Here is a 15,356-nt window from a genome sequence, read left to right as displayed (position 1 = left end):
CGTGCCACGGTCAGGGGATCCTCCATCGGGCACCGGGTGGTGAACCTAGCCTCCGCCCGTGCCCGAAACGCCGGCCAAGCCCGACACCGCCGTCACGCTCACCCACCAGGCCATCGCCCTGCGCGCCGCGGACCCCGCCGCGGCGCGCAGGCTGCTCGGCGTGGCGCTGGCCGAGGACGCCGAGTACGAACCCGCCTGGCGCTGGCTCGCCGAACTCGTCGCCGACGACGCCGAGCGCCTGTTCTGCCTGGACCGGGCGTACGCGATCAAGGCCGACCCGGCCACCGGCCGGGCCCGGCGCGCGCTGCGGGGCGTCGAACCGCAAGCGCCGCCCGAGGCCCGCGACGTGGTCGAGCCGCCTCGCCCGGACCCCGTCGACCACGCGCCGAAACGCCGCACGAAGCTGAAAGGGCTGCTCGCGGCGGGCGTCGTGGTGCTGGTGGCGGCGACCGGCGCGGGCGTGTGGACCGCGGTCGGCCAGGCCACCGACACCCCCGTGCACGTCGCCCTGGTGGTGGGCCTGACCGGGCGCGACCCGGCCGCCGCCGCCCACGTCGAGCGCGGCGTGCGGATGGGCCTGGAGGACGTCAACGCCGCCGGCGGCGTCAACGGGCACCCGGTGGAACTGCTCGTCTACGACGACGCCGACCAGCCCGAGCGGGCGGAGCGCATCGCCGAGGAGATCGTCCGCGAGGACCGGGCGCTGTACGTCATCGGGCACGGCGTCACGGTCACGTCGCTGGCCGCCGCCCCGATCTACCGCGCGGCCGGCATCCCCGCCGTCACGCCGTCGGCCAGCGGGTCGAGCGTCACCGACAGCAGCGACTGGTACTTCCGCAGCATGTTCGGCGACCGCACCCAGGGCGACTTCCTCGCCGTCTACACCGCCCGGGTGCTCGGCGCCCGCGAGGTCGCGGTCATCCACGACGACCACGCCTCGGGCCGGTCCGCGCAGGCCGCGTTCACGGCGTCCTACCGGCAGTTCGGCGAGGTCGTCGCCACCGTGGCCGTCGCCGACGACCCCCGGCCGGCGATCGACCGGGTCAAGGCCCTGCCCCCCGGCACGCCGGTCCTGCTCGCCACCGAGGACCGCAACGGCGTCCCGCTGGTCAAGGGCCTGCGGGAGGCGGGCGTGACCGCGCCGATCCTGGGCACCGCCTCCCTGGGCACCACGTCGTTCCACGACGCCCTGGGCGGCGCCACGCGCGACCTGCACCTGGCCACCCCGATGGCGCACGACTCGCTGTCCGGTCCCGCGCTGGCCTGGGCCGAGGACTACCAGCGGCGCTACGGCGAACGACCGCGCTGGCACGCCGCCACCGCGCGGGAAGCGCTCAACGTCGGCCTGCACGTCCTCACCACCGGCCGCATCGGCCTCGACGAGACGACCATCGCCGAGGACCGCGGGCGGCTGCGCGACGGCCTCGCGGCGTTGAAGGACAAGAAGAACGCGTTCCCGGCGCTGCTGGGCCCGCTGTACTTCACCGCCAACGGCTCGGCGCAGATGCCGGTGTCGTTCGTGACCAGCGACGGCACGCGGCTGGTGTCCGCGCCCGTGCAGCTGACGGTGTACGAGCCGCCGTCGCCGCAGGCGTTGGGCGCCGCCGTGGCCGACGGCACGGTGATCCCGGTCGGCGACCGGTACCTGACCCGCCGCCAGGTCGTGGCCACCGGCATCAACCTCAACGAGGTGCGGGACCTGGACACCCGCGACGGCACGTACTTCGTGGACTTCTTCCTGTGGCTGAAGTACACCGGCCCGCACACGGCGGCGGACGTGCAGTTCGTCAACGCGGTCGAGCCGGACCTGGAGCTGGGCGAGCCGCTGCGCGACGTCACCGACGACAACGGCACCTACCGGCTGTACCGGGTGGCCGACCGGTTCAAGAACGGCTTCGAGTTCCGCAGCTTCCCGTTCGACCACCAGCACCTGGAGGTCGTGCTGCAGAACCGGACCCGGACCGCCGACGAGGTCGTGTACGTGACCGACAAGGAGGTGCTGGACCAGCCGGCCGAGCACCACCTGCGCAGCGGCGCGGACGCGGAGGCCACGATCAACGCCATCCCGAACTGGCTGGCCACGTCGGCCCGGTTCTTCCAGCGGACCGTCGGCAGCAGCGACGCCCTCGGCAACGGCTCCGCGGCGGGCGTCGCCGAGGGCATCTACTACAGCCAGTACACGGGCGAGGTGGAGATCGTCCGCGACACGCTGCCGTTCCTGCTGAAGAACCTGCTGCCGTTGCTGCTGCTGATCTGCGTCACGTACCTGTCGCTGTTCTTCAAGGCCGCCGACGGCGCCGCGCCCGTGTCGATGGGTGTCACGGCGATCCTCAGCACCGCCGTGCTGCTGACCAACGTGACGTCGCAGCTGCCGTCGGTCAGCTACACGGTGGCGCTGGAGTGGGGCTACTACGCGTTCATCCTGCTGGCCGTCGGGTGCGTGCTGGTCGCCATGCTGCGCAAGCGGTTGGCGTCGGTGCGGCGGGACGACGCGGAACGGCGACTGGCCCGCGCCTCGCGCGTCGGCTACCCGGTCTACCTGCTCGCGGTGCTGGCGACGTACCTGGTGGCTTTCGCCTGACGTGCCGCGCGGGGGCCGGGGTGGTCGCGGTCAGCTCTCCGCCAGACCCGGTCCAGTGCGGCGTGACCCGCCGGTTCCCAGGTCGGTTCGCCCCCGGCCAGGCCGAGCCGTCCGTTCCGCCCGATCCCGATCAGGCCCAGGGCGCGCAGGACCGCCCAGCCGCGGGCCCGGGTGACGGTGGCGTCGTCGGCCTGCCCGTAGGCGTCGAGGAACCGGCTCGCCGCGCCGGCGGGCAGCAGGACCCAGGCGGCGGAGAGGTCCGTCGCGGGATCGCCCGCGCACAGCTCGCCGAAGTCGACCACCCCGGCGAGCGTCCCGTCCCGGACGACCACGTTCGCCGGGTGCAGGTCGCCGTGCAGCCAGAGCGGCGGGCCCGACCAGGCGGGAGCCGCCACGGCCCGCTCCCCCACCTCCCGCGCGCGGTCGGCGCCCGGGTGGTCGGCGATCAGCTCGAACCAGTCCCCCGCCCCGTCCCGCACCCCGGCCAGGGGGATGCCGCGCGTCGGGTTGGCCGGCGCGTCGGCGGGAGCCCGGTCGTGCAGCGCGTGCAGGAACCCCGCGAGGTCGCCGGCCGCGTCGGCGCCGGTGATCGGCGCGCGGTCGGCCGGTTCGCCCTCGACCCAGCGCGCGATCGTCCACGTGTGCTCGAACAGGCTCGACGGGTGGCCGGCGCGCACCGGGACCGGTGTCGGCAGCGGCAGCCGGTCCGCCGGCACCGGCGGCCACGTCCGCTCGGCGCGCAGCAGGGCGGGCGCGCGCTCGGTGCGCGGCAGGCGCACGGCCGGCTCGTCCCCGAGTCGCCACAGCTGGTTGTCCCAACCCCCCGTCCACGTCGCGCAGTCCGAGGTCCGCGAGATCCGGGTGCTGCTCCCGCAGCAGCGCCCGCACCAGGTCCTGCCCGAACCTGAGGTCGCCCGTCACCAAACCCTTGATCGCCGCATCGCGGGCGACGCCGGCACCGGCCGGCCACTAGGATCGCCGTGATGCCGGGCCGACCGCAGGAGGCACGCCGCCCGTGGCCGAGGCCCGCACGCTCGCCGAGGTGTACCGACGATTCGGCGAGGCCGCCGCCGGGACGTCGCCGCTGCACGAGCGCGTCGCCATCGCCCTCAGCGAGTCCGCCGAGGCGCTGCGCGCCATCGGCTCCGCCCCCGCGCGCAAGCGGCACCCCTCCTTGGTCCTCGCCGCGCTGCACGACCTCGCCCTCGCCGGACGTGCCCCGGCACTCGCCGGTGCCTACGCCACCGGGGACGGCGACGCCGCCGCCGGCGCGGCCGTCGACGCGCTGGTGCGCCTGACCGACCCGGTCGTCGACCTCGTCGCGCGCCGGCGGCTCCGCGCCGACGAGACCGGGCACGGCGCCGTGCTGTACCCGGCCGTCGCCGAGGTGGCCCGCCGGGCGGGCGCGGACGCGGTCGGGCTGGTCGACGTGGGCTGCTCGGCAGGTCTCGACCTCACGGTCGACCGCGTCGGCATCGCCTACGGCAACGGGCAGTCGCTCGGCGACCCCGCCTCCCCGGTGCGGCTGACGGCGTCGGTCGTGGGCGACCGGCCCGTGCCGACGCGGGCGCTGCCCGAGGTCGTCGCCAAGGTCGGCGTCGACCTGGACCCGCTCGACGTGACCGACCCGGACGACGTCCGCTGGCTGCGCGCCTGCGTGCCGCCCGACCGACCGGAGCGCGGGGCGAAGCTGGAGGCGGAGGTCGCGCTGGCCGCGGCGGACCCCCCGCTGCTGCTGCGCGGTGACGCCGTCGACGTGCTGCCCGACGCGGTCGCCCGGGTGCCGTCGGACGCCCTGCCGGTCGTCCTCACGACGTGGGCGTTGTCGAGCTTCCCGCTGGAGGGCCGGCTGCGCTTCCTGCACCGCCTCGACGACGCCGCGGCGGGCCGACCGGTGGCGTGGGTGTCGGTGGAAGGGGTCGGGGTCGCACCGTCGGTGCCGACGCTCGGCGACCGCCGCGCCTCCGGGCACAGCACCATCGGCCCGGTCGTGCTCGACGGGTCCACCCTGCACGCCGAGGCGGTCGGCCGCTGCTGGTCGCGGGGCGGCGTGCTGGCGTGGCTGGCGCGGTCCTGACCGGGCGGCGGCCGGGCGGCTAGCGCGCCGACCGGGCGGCGGTGTCCCACCAGTCGAGCACGCGTGTCCCGTACAGGGTCAGCCACTTCGACGGCTCCCCCGGCGGCACGTCGACCTCGAACCAGACGCGTCCCGGGTGCCGGCGCGCCTGGAGCCACGTGCCGTCGGGTTGCCGCTCGGCGCGGACCAGCTCGATCGCGTCGGCCATGCGCGGGTCCGGCGGCGTGCCGTCGAGCAGGGAGGCCTGGCGGAAGTGCTCGGCCGCGTTGAGCACGGAGTAGAACCAGCGGAACGGGTAGGAGAAGCGGTTCACCCACGGCGCCACCGGCTCGCCCGTGGACAGCCGGCGGAACAGCCCCCGTGCCAGCAGGTACTCCTCCCCGGCCCGGCGGGCGGCCCGCGTCGCGTCCGTGCCGCCGGTCGCGGCGTCGTAGGAGAGCAGTCCCTTGAGGGAGTTGAGGGTCGAGTGGAACGACGACCGCGTCGAACCCTCGACCCACTGGCAGTTCCAGCCGCCGTCGGGCAGGCGGTGCTCGACGAACCAGTCCACGATGCCGGTCACGTCCGCGCCGAGCCACAGGCCGTTCCGGACGGTCCACGCGTTGATGCAGCAGTCGACCTCACCGCCCCAGTACGGCAGGTCGTCGTACTCCCAGCGGCAGTTGCGGTCGAGCAGCTCGACCGTGCGGCGCTCGCGCAGGACCGCGGGGTCCATCCCCCACTCGCGCAACGAGTCCAGCGTCCACGTCGTCGCGGTCCAGGGCTGCCCGGCGCCCTCGGCCGCCTCCGGGCCGTGGAAGTCGAAGCCCGCCGGGAAGAACGCGCCGCCCGCCCACTGCCCGTCCGGGTCCTGGAGCGCGAGCAGGCGCGCGCCGAAGCCCTCGGTCGCGATCCTGGCCCGCGTCGCCTCCCAGACCTCGGGCGGTTCGTGGGCGAGGTCGCGCTCGACCTGCCAGCGCAGCGCCGGATCGGCGTCGAGCAGCCAAGAGAGCCTGGTCATGCGCGAACCCTAGTCGACCTGCTCGTCCTCCGGACCGCCTTCGGCGAGGGCGGCGAGCACGTCCAGCGCCGCGGTCAGCACAGGGGTCGAGGTGGAGGCGAGGGCGAGCCGGACGGCGTTCGGCGCGTGACCGGGCACGACCGCGAACGCGGCGGCGGGCGTGACGGCGATGCCCCGCCGTGCCGCGGCGGCCACGAACGTGTCGGCCCGCCACCGGTCCGGCAGCCGCCACCAGCAGTGGTAGGAGCCGGGGTCGGCGCCGAGGTCGAAGCCCGCCAGGCGGTCGCGCACGAGACGCTGCCGTTCGAGCGCGACGACGCGCTTGCGCTCCACCACGGCGTCCACCGTGCCGTCGGTGAGCCACTCGGTCGCGGCGGCGAGCGCGAAGCGGCCCGCGGTCCAGCCGCCGGAGCGCGCGGCGGCGGCGACCCGGTCGACCAGGTGCGCGGGCGGGACGGCGAACCCGACCGTGAGGCCGGGCGCGAGGCGTTTGGAGAGGCTGTCCACCACGGTCGTGCGCTCGGGCGCGAGCGGCGGCAGGTCGGGGCCGAGGAAGGCGTAGACGGCGTCCTCGACCACCTGGACGTCCAGCTCCCGCACGGTGTCGACGAGTTCGGCGCGGCGCTGGTCGGGCATGGTGGCGCCGAGCGGGTTGTGCAGGATCGGCTGGAGGTAGACCGCGCGCACGTCGGCCGCCCGGATCGCCCGCGGCAGCACGCCCGCTTCGTCCACCGGCAGCGGCACGAGCGTGACGCCCAGCCTGGCCGCGATCGCCTTCACCACCGGGTAGGTCACGGTCTCCACACCGAGCCGGCCGCCGACCGGCACCAAGGCCGCCACCGCGGCCGCGACGGCCTGCTTTCCGTTGCCGGTGAACAACACCCGGCTCTCGTCCGGCGTCCACCCGCCCCGTGCCAGCGTGCGCGCGACGGCGGCGCGTGCCTCCGGCGTGCCGCGGACGCCGACGGGCGTGAGCGCGTCGGCGAGCCCGTGCCGGACGAGCCGGTCGAGGCCGGGCGCCAGCAGGGCGGGCTGGTCGGGCAGCACGCAGAAGTTCAGCGCCAGGTCGACCCGCGCCCCGCCCGGTTCGGCCGGCGCGGGATCGACCGGCGGGCGCGCGGCCCGCACGAACGTGCCGCGCCCGACCTCGCCGACCGCGAGCCCGCGGCGGATCAGCTCGCCGTAGACGCGGGCCGCGGTGGACCCGGCGATGCGGTGGCGGCGGGCGAACGCGCGCTGCGGCGGCAGCCGGTCACCGGGCTTGAGCCGGCCGGCCGCGACCTCGGCGGCGAGCCGGTCGGCGATCAGGCGGTAGTCCGCCACGCGAGCACCCCACATTGCACCGAGAGCATTGTTTTCATTGCACCGAGCAGGGTCGCGTTCCTAGGCTCCTGACGTCAACCGGCGCTGGGGGGAACATGCGGGTCAACGACATCGACATCGCTTACGACGACGAGGGCGACGGCGTCCCGGTGCTGCTCGTGCACGGCCACCCGTTCAACCGCTCGATGTGGCGGCCCCAGGTCGAGCGGCTCCGCGCCCGGCACCGGGTCGTCGCACCCGACCTGCGCGGGTACGGCGAGTCGACGGTCGTGCCCGGCAAGACCCCGCTCGACGTGTTCGCCGACGACCTGATCGGGCTGCTCGACCGCCTCGGCCTGGACCGGGTGGTGCTGTGCGGGCTGTCGATGGGCGGCCAGATCGCGATGGAGCTGCACCGGTCGCACCCGGCGCGCGTCCGCGCGCTCGTGCTGGCGGACACGTTCCCGGAGGCGGACACGGCGGCGGGCCGCGACCTGCGCAACGACCTGGCGGCGCGGGTGCTGCGCGAGGGCATGGGCCCGTACGCCGACGAGGTGCTGGACAAGATGATCTCGCCGGCCAACGTCGTCGCGCTGCCCGCCGTCGCCGAGCACGTGCTGGGGATGATGCGCGGCACGTCGCCGGAGGGCGCGGCGGCGGGGTGGCGCGGACGTGCGGAGCGGCCCGACTACCTGGACTCGCTGTCCCGCGTCGCCGTGCCGGCGCTCGTGGTCGTCGGCGAGGAGGACGAGTACACGCCGGTCGCCGTGGCCGAGCGGATGCACGCGGCCATCCCCGGCTCGACGCTCGCGGTGATCCCCGGTGCGGGCCACCTGCCCAACCTCGAACGGCCGGCGGAGTTCACCGACGCGGTCGAGCGGTTCCTGGCCACGCTCTGAGAGGCGGGCCTCAGGCGGCGGGCCGGCTGGGGGTGCGGACACCGCACAGGAGCCGGTCGCGCGGCAGCGCGGCCGGCGCGGGGCGGAGCTCGTCGGCGACCCGGGCGGCCGAGGGACGGCGGCTCGGGGACGGCGACGTCATGAGCGCGATCAGTCGGCCCAGGCCGGTGGGCACCTCCTGCGGCACCCTGGGCGGGCGGTGCAGGCGGGCGATCGCGGCGTCCACCCGGTTGCCCGGGTACTCCCGGTAGCCGGTCAGGCACTCCAGCAGCAGCAGGCCGAGGGAGTAGACGTCGGCGGGCGGGCCGACCTCCTCGCCGCGCACCTGCTCCGGCGCCAGGTAGGCGGCGGTGCCGACGACCTCCCTGGTCTTGGTGACGCGGGTCGAGCCGAGCGGGTGGGCCAGGCCGAAGTCGGCCAGGTAGGCGGTGTCGGAGCCGTCGAGCAGGACGTTCGACGGCTTCACGTCCCGGTGCACGACGCGCTGCTCGTGCACGTGGGCGAGGGTGTCGGCGACCTGGTGGCCGAGAGCGCGCGCCTGCACGGGCGTGAACGTGCCGTCGAACAGCCGGTCGCGCAACGTCGTGCCCTCGACCAGCTGCATGACCACGTACGACGTCCCGTCGCACGAGCCGACGTCGTAGACCGACAGCAGCCCGGGGTGCGACAGCCCGGCCAGCGTGCGGACCTCGTTGTCGAACCGGCGCCCGTCCACCTCGTCGCCGTGGAACACCTTGACCGCGACGAACCGCCGCAGCAGCAGGTCCCACCCCCGGTGGACCTCGGCCGTGCCGCCCACGCCGAGCTTGCCCGTCAGCTGGTAGCGACCTTCGAGCACGCGGTCCTCGGTGGCCAACGACATGGCCCCACCCTTCGGTCGCCTATCCGGACGTCTGCCGAATTCCCGCCCGGCGAGGTGGTCAAACCGCCGGCCCCCGTCAGAGGACGTCCAGGCGCGGCGCGGCGGACGCGGACTGCGCGGCCTGGGCCACGGCCTGCGCGTCGGCCAGGTTGCGCACGCGGACGGCCATCGCGGGCACGGCCCGTTTCGTCGGTTTCGTCGTGTAGACGGCGAAGATCCTCGACGCCCGGTCGTAGGTGACCCCCTTGGCCTGGTTCCAGTCCACCTGGAGGACCTGCTTGCGCACCAGGCCGACGAAGAGGAACAGCAGCCGGTGGTTGGTGCAGGCGAGCACGCCGGAGCCCTCGCCCTGCGCGCCGGTCAGGGCCAGCACCCGCTCTTCCGGGCGGAGGTAGCCGCCGAGGAGGTTGACCTCCTTCATCGAGCCCACGAGCACGCCTCGCACCCGGTCGAGGGCCTGTGCCACGTCGGGCCGCAGGGTGGGGGCGGGCGGCGGCGGCGCGGACGGCGGCGGCGCGGCGGCCGCCACCTGGCGCACGGCCGTGTGGAAGGTCCAGCGGCGACCGTCCCAGTAGCGGACCAGCGCGTCGTCGAGGGGATCGGTCAGCCACGCGGCGGACGGGTGGGGCACGGTCACTCACCGCCGTCGTCGGACAGGTCGCCGTCCGCCCCGGCGTCGACGGCCGCGACCGCCGACAGCACCGGCTCGGGCCGCGCCGCGCCGCCGGCGAGCCGCCGGCCGGGGTCCGAGGCACGCCACTCGACGGCCTCCGCGGTGTCGTTGTACTCCAGGACGTGGTCGTCGCCCAACGCGACCAGGAGATCCCGGACCTCCGCCGGCGTGGCGTAGAAGAACTCGCGCCGAGGGTTGACCATGTTCACCCGCTTGTGGGTCAGCCGCTGGTGCAACGCGGTTTCCAGCGCGACCGCGTCCTCGGAGAAGAACAGGGCGTGGGTGTCGAACCGGAACGGCACCGACGCGTCGCCCAGCTCGCGCACCCGGTCCATCGGCTCCAGCCGCCGCGTCATGCCGATCTTGACCACGTCCGGTCCGAACGCGCCGACGTTGGAGATCACGTAGACGTAGCCCGCCCGCACGTTCGCCGCGCGGCGCTCCACCCCCGTGATCGCGTCGTCGACCGCCGCGAGCTGCTCCCGCGCCCGCGCCAGCCCCTCGGCGTCGCCCTTCGCCTCCAGCTTGGCCACGACGGTGGCGTAGTGCGACCGCTCCTTGGCCAACCTGGCCCGTTCGCGTTCGATCTCCTTCATCACCTTCGCCTGCTCGCGGAGCCGTTCGCGCTCCGCCCGGGCCGCGTCGCGCTCCGCCTCGACCTTGACCAGGTAGTCGGCGGTCAGGTCGATCTCGCGCAGCCGCAGCCGGTGGTAGTCCGGCGAGATGACGATGCGCATCAGCGCGCCGAGCTTGCCGATGGTGTCGCGGGTGGTGGTCAGCCGCTTCTTCACCGCCTCACGGGTGTGCGGCTTGACCGCGCGCACCGCGTTGTCGGCCTCGGCGTTGTAGGCGCGCAGCATCAGCTTGGCGATGTCGCGGCCCAGCTTCTGCCCCTCCTTGAGCGACCCGTTCACCGCCCAGTCGACCTGGCAGGCCACCGCGTCGTCCTTCGCCGCCGACTTGACCTGCTGTTTCACCTCGTCCAAGGCGCTCTTGTAGGCCAGCGCGTCGTCCAACGGGTGCGCGTACTCGTAGACCCCGACCTCCTGCAGCAGGGCCAGCTCACGGGTCTCGACCAGCCGCGCCCGCCAGGCGTCGACCTCGGCCACGAGCCGCCGCCGGGACTCGGCGAGCGTCGCGCCCTCCTTCTCGACCTGCTCCACCGCCGACCGCAGCCCCCGCAGCTCGGCCTCCAGCTCCCCCGTCTCCGCGCCGCGCAGGTGGCCCACCCACCCGCGCAGCTCGGCGATCGTCGCGTGCGCCGAGGCCAGCTGCTGCTGGAGCGCGGCGACCTCCGCGCTCTCCTTGTTGCCGAACAGTGCCACCCTGGTCCTCTCCCGGAGCCACGCCCGGAACCACGTGGGGCTCCGGGCCGTGTCACCGTGGATCGGCCTCCGGACCGCCCGCGTTACAGCGCGCGGCGGGCACGGGCGGACCGCTCGCCGACCGGCCTGACCGTCACCGGCGCAGCGCGGCGCACCGCTCGGCGCCCGGGCAGTTCCGCAGCAGCCGCACCTGCGGCGGGATGGTGACGGTGGCCGGTGGCGCGGTGGCGTTGCCCGGCCAGCGGATCGACACGGCCATGGCCGAGGCGTTGTTCGCGTAGGACTTCTCGACCAGGGTGCGGTCGCCGTTGACGACGTTCACCACGTCGTACACCCCGGAAGGCACCGCGGTGATGTCCAGCCACTGGAAGTCGACGGTGTGCAGGTAGTCGTCGCCGTGGCCGACCGAGATCCCCTGCACCACGCTCAACGCCCCCGGTGAGTGGTGGCCGCACCGGTTCACCTGCAACGCCGCCGCCAACCGGCTCTGCGGGCTGTCGTCCGCGGTCGGGCGGTTCGGCAGCCGGTCGCGGGTCTCGTACCGGTCGCCGAGGCAGAAGCCGGTCTTCCGGTCGGTGACCACCGTGTCACCCGAAGGTGTGCGGAGCTGGAAGTGCTCGAAGCCGAGCAGGTGCCAGTGCTCGTGCGTCGCCGCCGGCTCGTAGTACAGGGTGGCGGGCACGGGGTGCTGCGCCTGGTCGTAGGCCATCGGGATCGAACCGTCCACAGCGGACTGGAACGCCTGCCGCGCGGTCATCTCCCGCTGCCCGGCGTCCGCCCGGCTGCCGTGGATCAGCAACGGCCCGTCGCCGACGTTGTCCGCCGATGTGGTGAACCGCAGCCGGACTGCCCCGATCGGGCCCACTTGCACGCACTCGCCGTTCGGCGCGGCCGGGTCGGCGACCGGGCACACGTCCCAGTCGACGCACCACGACGGGTTGCCGGAGAACCCGCCGCCGCACCCCACCGGGGCCTGCCGCAGGTCCGGGAGCAGCACCTGCTCGGCCCCCTGCGCGTGCGACGGCCCCACGCCCGCCGCCACGAGCACCGCCGTGGTGATCAACGCCAGGTGTCTTCGCATCATCGAACTACCCGTCCACTCCAGAATGATCCACTCACCAACCTACTGAGCCGCACCGACAACTCGGGCCCAGCCACGGTCAAGTTCACTCGATCGACTGAGGCACAAGGGAAATCGACCACCGGGACTCTAACCTTCACCGCGATCGCGCCCCGGGCGCGCGTCGTCCGCGACTGGAGGTGGGTCCGATCGACCAGGGAGTCCCCGGCACCGTCACGATGGTGTGCGGCACCAGGCCGGAGCTGATCAAGCTCGCGCCGCTGATCCGCGTGATGGGCGCCAGCGCCACCGTCGTCTACACCGGACAGCACTACGACACCGCGATGTACCACCGGATCCGGCAGGACATCGGCCGCCCGGGGCGGTTCCACGAGCTGTCCGTCGGCGGCGGCACGCGCGGCGGCCAGCTCGGCGCGGCCGTCGCGGCCGTGGACGAGCTGCTGGCGCGGCACCCGACCAGGGCGGTGATCGTGCAGGGCGACACGACGTCCGCGCTCGCCGGCGCGCTGGCCGCCAACGCCAACGACGTGCCGCTGGTGCACGTCGAAGCGGGGCTGCGCAGCTTCGACCGGGCGATGCCCGAGGAGCACAACCGGGTCGCCATCGACCACCTCGCCGACCTGTGCTGCGCGCCGACCCCGCTCAACCACGCCAACCTGGTGGCCGAGCGCGTCCCCGAGGAGCGCATCGCGGTCACCGGCAACACCGTGGTCGAGGCCCTCGTGACGGCGCTGCCCGGCCGGGACGAGGAGGCCGTCGTCCTGGCCGCGCACGAGCTCGAGCGCGACGGCTACGTGCTGGCCACCGTGCACCGGCCGGAGAACGTGGACGACCCGGTCAGCCTGGAGGCGATCCTGCGCGAGCTGAACCGCCTGCCGCTGCCGGTGGTGCTGCCCCTGCACCCGCGCACGGCCAAGCGGGTCGAGGCGTTCGGCCTGAGCGCGCTGCTGCGCCCGCTGAAGGTGGTCGAGCCGCAGGCCTACCCGGCGTTCCTGGCGCTGGCCCGGTGCGCCGCGGTGGTCGTGTCCGACTCCGGCGGCATCCAGGAGGAGGTCAGCGTCCTCAAGCGGCCGGTGGTCGTGGTGCGCCGCAGCACGGAGCGCCCCGAGATCGAGGGCACGTTCGGGACCCTGGTGCCGCCGGGACCGCGGGTGCGCGCGGAGGTGCTGCGGTGGCTGGACGACGTGGCGGGCCACCGGGAACGCCTGGAGCACATCCCGTCGCCCTACGGCACCGGCTCGCCGTCGGCCCGGATCGCCGCCGCGCTCCGGCGGCTGGTCGGCGGCGAACCGGTGCACACCCGGCAGCTCAGCCCGGAACGGGTTGTGGTGCCCCCGCCAGCTTCTCGGCGACCCGTCGCGCCAGTCCCGCACTCGAGTTCCAGCTCGTGACGTCCGGGTAGACGTGCGCGGTGGTCGCCAGCAGCAGCGGGGTGCCGGCGACCACCACCGGGGGCCGCTGCGCCAGGTAGCCGAGCGGGTACACCGGTTCCACGAACGGCGCCTTGAACACCCGCACGTCCTCCACGTCCTCGCGGCACAACGAGGGGTGCAGCGCCAGCAGCTGCGACGTCCACCGCGCCGCGATCGCCGCGTCGTCCTCCCGGAACAACGCGGACTCCCGGTCGGTGTACCGCATCGCGTAGACGAGGTGCCGCCCGTCGTAGCGCTCCACGCCCGCCAGCGGGGTCATCTGGATCAGGCCGTCGAACTCCGTGCCGGACCGCACCACCGGCGTCCAGTAGTGCCCCGACAGCGGCCGGCGCAGGAAGAACAGCGCGTTCACCACGCCCTGGTACGGCAGCCGCACGTCCGGCAGCCGCGCGGCCAGGTCCTCGTCGGCGAGCTGCCGCAGCAACGGCAGGGGCAGCGTCGACACCACGTGGTCCGCCGTCACCGACTCGCCGCCGTCCAGGGCGATCCGCACCCGCCCGTCGGTCACGCCCATCCGCCGCACCGGCGCGCCCAGCCGCACCACGCCGCCGCCGGCCTCGATCGACGCCCTGAGCGCGTCGATGACGGCCCGGTAACCGCCCTCGGGGTACCCGCGCACCGACACGGCCCCCTCACGCCCCAGGCGCTGCCACAGGTACAGCGCGGGCACGTCGCCGAACCGCGCGCCGAACTTCGCGCCGAACAGGGGCGCGAGCAGCAGCTCCCACACCCGGTCGCCGTACAGGCCGCGCAGCCAGTCCTCGGTGCGCGTGCCGTCGAGGTCCTTGCCGCGGCCCAGCCGCCGCAGCAGCACCGAGACCGCGCCGAACCTCAGCCGGTCGAGCACGCCCAGCGGGGTGAACCCGAGCAGGTCCCGGGCCGTGTTGAACGGGAACGCGCGGCCGTCCACGACCATGCCCATCCGGGTGGGCCGCCACGTGACCGAGTCGCGCAGCCCCAGCTCGTCGAGCAGGTCGAGCAGGTGGTCGTCGGTCGGCATCACGCAGTGGTAGAAGCGCTCCACCCAGCGGTCGCGCCACGCGAAGAACGTGCCGAGCCCGCCGAGCTGGTCGCTGCCCTCCAACAACGTCACCCGCGCGCCGGTCCGCACCAGCCGGTGCGCGGCGGCGAGGCCGCAGATGCCGCCGCCGACCACCACCACGTGCCCGCCGTCCGCCGGCCGCATCACAGCGCCCGGTACGGCGCGGGCGTGAGCCGGTCGCGGACCAGCAGCTTCAGGTACTGCCCGATGGTGCGGACGAGCCGGATCTTGCTCGGGCCGTGCTTGCGGTCGTAGCGCAGGGCCAGCGGCACCTCGGTGACGACCGGCCGGCAGTGCCGCAGCTTGAGCAGCAGCTCGACCATGCACGCGAACCCGCGTTCCTCGATCAGCCGCTCGCCCCAGTGCCGCTCGGCGCGGGCCAGCAGGCTGACCCGGTAGGCGCGGAAGCCGCTGGTGCAGTCGCGGACGCCGTCCACCCGCAGCACGCGGCGGAAGAGCACCGCCGCGCCGCGCGAGAGCAGCCGGCGCAGCGGGGGCGCGGTCGCGTCGTCGCCGCCGTCGACGAACCTGGAGCAGATCACCACGTCCGCGCCCGCCGAGATCTCCTGCTCCATGCGGTGGATCAGGGCCGGGTCGTGGGTGTCGTCGGCGTCCATCACGACGACGACGTCCTCGTCGCCGGCCTCGGCCAGCACGGCGCGCAGCCCCGACTGGACGGCCTGGCCGAGACCGAGGTTGACCGGGTGGCTGACCAGCCGGACGTCCAGGCCCGGCCAGCCGTCGGCGACGACGTCGGCGGTGCCGTCGGACGAGCCGTCGTCCACGACCCAGGCGGTGAGCTTCCCGGCGAGGGCGGCCTCGGCGAGCCGGGTCAGCAGCGGCGGCAGCGACGCCGCTTCGTTGTAGGCGGGCAGCACGACGTGGGCGCGGGCGTGGGTGCGCGGGCCGTCGGAAAGGGCCGGTCCGGCCTCTTCCGACGCGGTGCGCACGTCTCCTTCATCGACGCTCAATGGGCCCCATTTCACTGGATGGCGGCTGACGGTCCAGAATTATTCGCCTCCGGACCGCCACGAGATTCGACCGCCCCGGTGGCTTTCTGTCGCACGTCTGGATGAATTAC

At 74.6% G+C, this 15,356-nt stretch carries 13 protein-coding genes; 4 read left to right on the top strand and 9 right to left on the bottom strand.

The features are described 5' to 3' along the window. Nucleotides 1–58: 58 nt before the first annotated feature. Nucleotides 59–2,581 (top strand): ABC transporter substrate-binding protein, encoded by a 2,523-nt coding sequence (locus IOD16_RS10660; protein WP_201439898.1) that lies wholly within the window; start codon nt 59–61, stop codon nt 2,579–2,581. On the opposite strand, the gene IOD16_RS10655 is transcribed toward IOD16_RS10660, so the two are convergent. After that, on the bottom strand, nt 2,536–3,360 hold the full coding sequence (locus IOD16_RS10655; RefSeq protein WP_236594882.1) for an aminoglycoside phosphotransferase family protein: 825 nt from the start codon (nt 3,358–3,360) through the stop codon (nt 2,536–2,538). The two genes, IOD16_RS10660 and IOD16_RS10655, sit on opposite strands and share 46 nt — an antisense overlap. Before the next feature lie 236 nt (nt 3,361–3,596). Here IOD16_RS10655 and IOD16_RS10650 point away from each other — a divergent pair, with 236 nt between their 5' ends. Further along, the gene (locus IOD16_RS10650) at nt 3,597–4,658 is read left to right on the top strand and encodes a DUF2332 domain-containing protein (protein WP_201439897.1); all 1,062 of its coding nucleotides are present in this window, start codon (nt 3,597–3,599) and stop codon (nt 4,656–4,658) included. A gap of 19 nt (nt 4,659–4,677) precedes the next feature. Here the strand turns inward: IOD16_RS10650 and IOD16_RS10645 are convergent, their stop codons facing one another. Together IOD16_RS10645 and IOD16_RS10640 are read right to left on the bottom strand one after the other, a co-directional pair. Further along, on the bottom strand, nt 4,678–5,658 hold the full coding sequence (locus IOD16_RS10645; RefSeq protein ID WP_201439896.1) for a squalene cyclase: 981 nt from the start codon (nt 5,656–5,658) through the stop codon (nt 4,678–4,680). Between the two features lie 9 nt (nt 5,659–5,667). Continuing rightward, nucleotides 5,668–6,981 (bottom strand): aminotransferase-like domain-containing protein, encoded by a 1,314-nt coding sequence (locus IOD16_RS10640; RefSeq protein WP_201439895.1) that lies wholly within the window; start codon nt 6,979–6,981, stop codon nt 5,668–5,670. A gap of 95 nt (nt 6,982–7,076) precedes the next feature. Between IOD16_RS10640 and IOD16_RS10635 the strand changes: the two genes are divergently transcribed. Beyond that, on the top strand, nt 7,077–7,859 hold the full coding sequence (locus IOD16_RS10635; RefSeq protein WP_201439894.1) for an alpha/beta fold hydrolase: 783 nt from the start codon (nt 7,077–7,079) through the stop codon (nt 7,857–7,859). Nucleotides 7,860–7,869: 10 nt separating this feature from the next. On the opposite strand, the gene IOD16_RS10630 is transcribed toward IOD16_RS10635, so the two are convergent. From IOD16_RS10630 to IOD16_RS10615, 4 genes are all read right to left on the bottom strand, one after another. Then, nucleotides 7,870–8,721: a serine/threonine-protein kinase gene (locus IOD16_RS10630; protein ID WP_201439893.1), complete on the bottom strand. Its 852-nt coding sequence runs from the start codon at nt 8,719–8,721 to the stop codon at nt 7,870–7,872. A gap of 76 nt (nt 8,722–8,797) precedes the next feature. After that, on the bottom strand, nt 8,798–9,352 hold the full coding sequence (locus IOD16_RS10625) for a DUF2510 domain-containing protein (protein WP_236594881.1): 555 nt from the start codon (nt 9,350–9,352) through the stop codon (nt 8,798–8,800). A gap of 2 nt (nt 9,353–9,354) precedes the next feature. Then, nucleotides 9,355–10,719 (bottom strand): DUF4041 domain-containing protein, encoded by a 1,365-nt coding sequence (locus IOD16_RS10620; RefSeq protein WP_201439891.1) that lies wholly within the window; start codon nt 10,717–10,719, stop codon nt 9,355–9,357. A gap of 133 nt (nt 10,720–10,852) precedes the next feature. After that, entirely contained in the window at nt 10,853–11,803 is a 951-nt protein-coding gene (locus IOD16_RS10615; protein ID WP_236594880.1) for a lysyl oxidase family protein, read from the bottom strand. Between the two features lie 215 nt (nt 11,804–12,018). On the opposite strand from IOD16_RS10615, the gene wecB reads away from it, so the two are divergent. After that, nucleotides 12,019–13,191, top strand: coding sequence for a non-hydrolyzing UDP-N-acetylglucosamine 2-epimerase (gene wecB / locus IOD16_RS10610; RefSeq protein WP_201441299.1), 1,173 nt, complete (start codon nt 12,019–12,021; stop codon nt 13,189–13,191). Here wecB and IOD16_RS10605 read toward each other — a convergent pair. Together IOD16_RS10605 and IOD16_RS10600 are read right to left on the bottom strand one after the other, a co-directional pair. After that, entirely contained in the window at nt 13,109–14,419 is a 1,311-nt protein-coding gene (locus tag IOD16_RS10605) for an FAD-dependent oxidoreductase (RefSeq protein WP_201439890.1), read from the bottom strand. The two genes, wecB and IOD16_RS10605, sit on opposite strands and share 83 nt — an antisense overlap. Next, nucleotides 14,419–15,225, bottom strand: a complete 807-nt coding sequence (locus IOD16_RS10600; RefSeq protein ID WP_236594878.1) for a glycosyltransferase — start codon at nt 15,223–15,225, stop codon at nt 14,419–14,421. Before IOD16_RS10600 ends, IOD16_RS10605 begins: the two co-directional genes overlap by 1 nt. Nucleotides 15,226–15,356: the final 131 nt, after the last annotated feature.

The sequence above is a fragment of the Saccharothrix sp. 6-C genome, from assembly GCF_016695385.1.
Classification (GTDB): Bacteria; Actinomycetota; Actinomycetes; order Mycobacteriales; family Pseudonocardiaceae; genus Actinosynnema; species Actinosynnema texasense.
This window is presented reverse-complemented; position numbering and strand designations above follow the sequence as displayed.

What these genes read in the sequence shown, in the direction of transcription:
- wecB (WP_201441299.1), top strand. Translation starts at nt 12,019, where the DNA reads ATGGTGTGCGGCACCAGGCCGGAGCTGATCAAGCTCGCGCCGCTGATC.
- IOD16_RS10630 (WP_201439893.1), bottom strand. Translation starts at nt 8,721, where the DNA reads ATGTCGTTGGCCACCGAGGACCGCGTGCTCGAAGGTCGCTACCAGCTG.
- IOD16_RS10645 (WP_201439896.1), bottom strand. Translation starts at nt 5,658, where the DNA reads ATGACCAGGCTCTCTTGGCTGCTCGACGCCGATCCGGCGCTGCGCTGG.
- IOD16_RS10615 (WP_236594880.1), bottom strand. Translation starts at nt 11,803, where the DNA reads ATGATGCGAAGACACCTGGCGTTGATCACCACGGCGGTGCTCGTGGCG.
- IOD16_RS10605 (WP_201439890.1), bottom strand. Translation starts at nt 14,419, where the DNA reads ATGCGGCCGGCGGACGGCGGGCACGTGGTGGTGGTCGGCGGCGGCATC.
- IOD16_RS10635 (WP_201439894.1), top strand. Translation starts at nt 7,077, where the DNA reads ATGCGGGTCAACGACATCGACATCGCTTACGACGACGAGGGCGACGGC.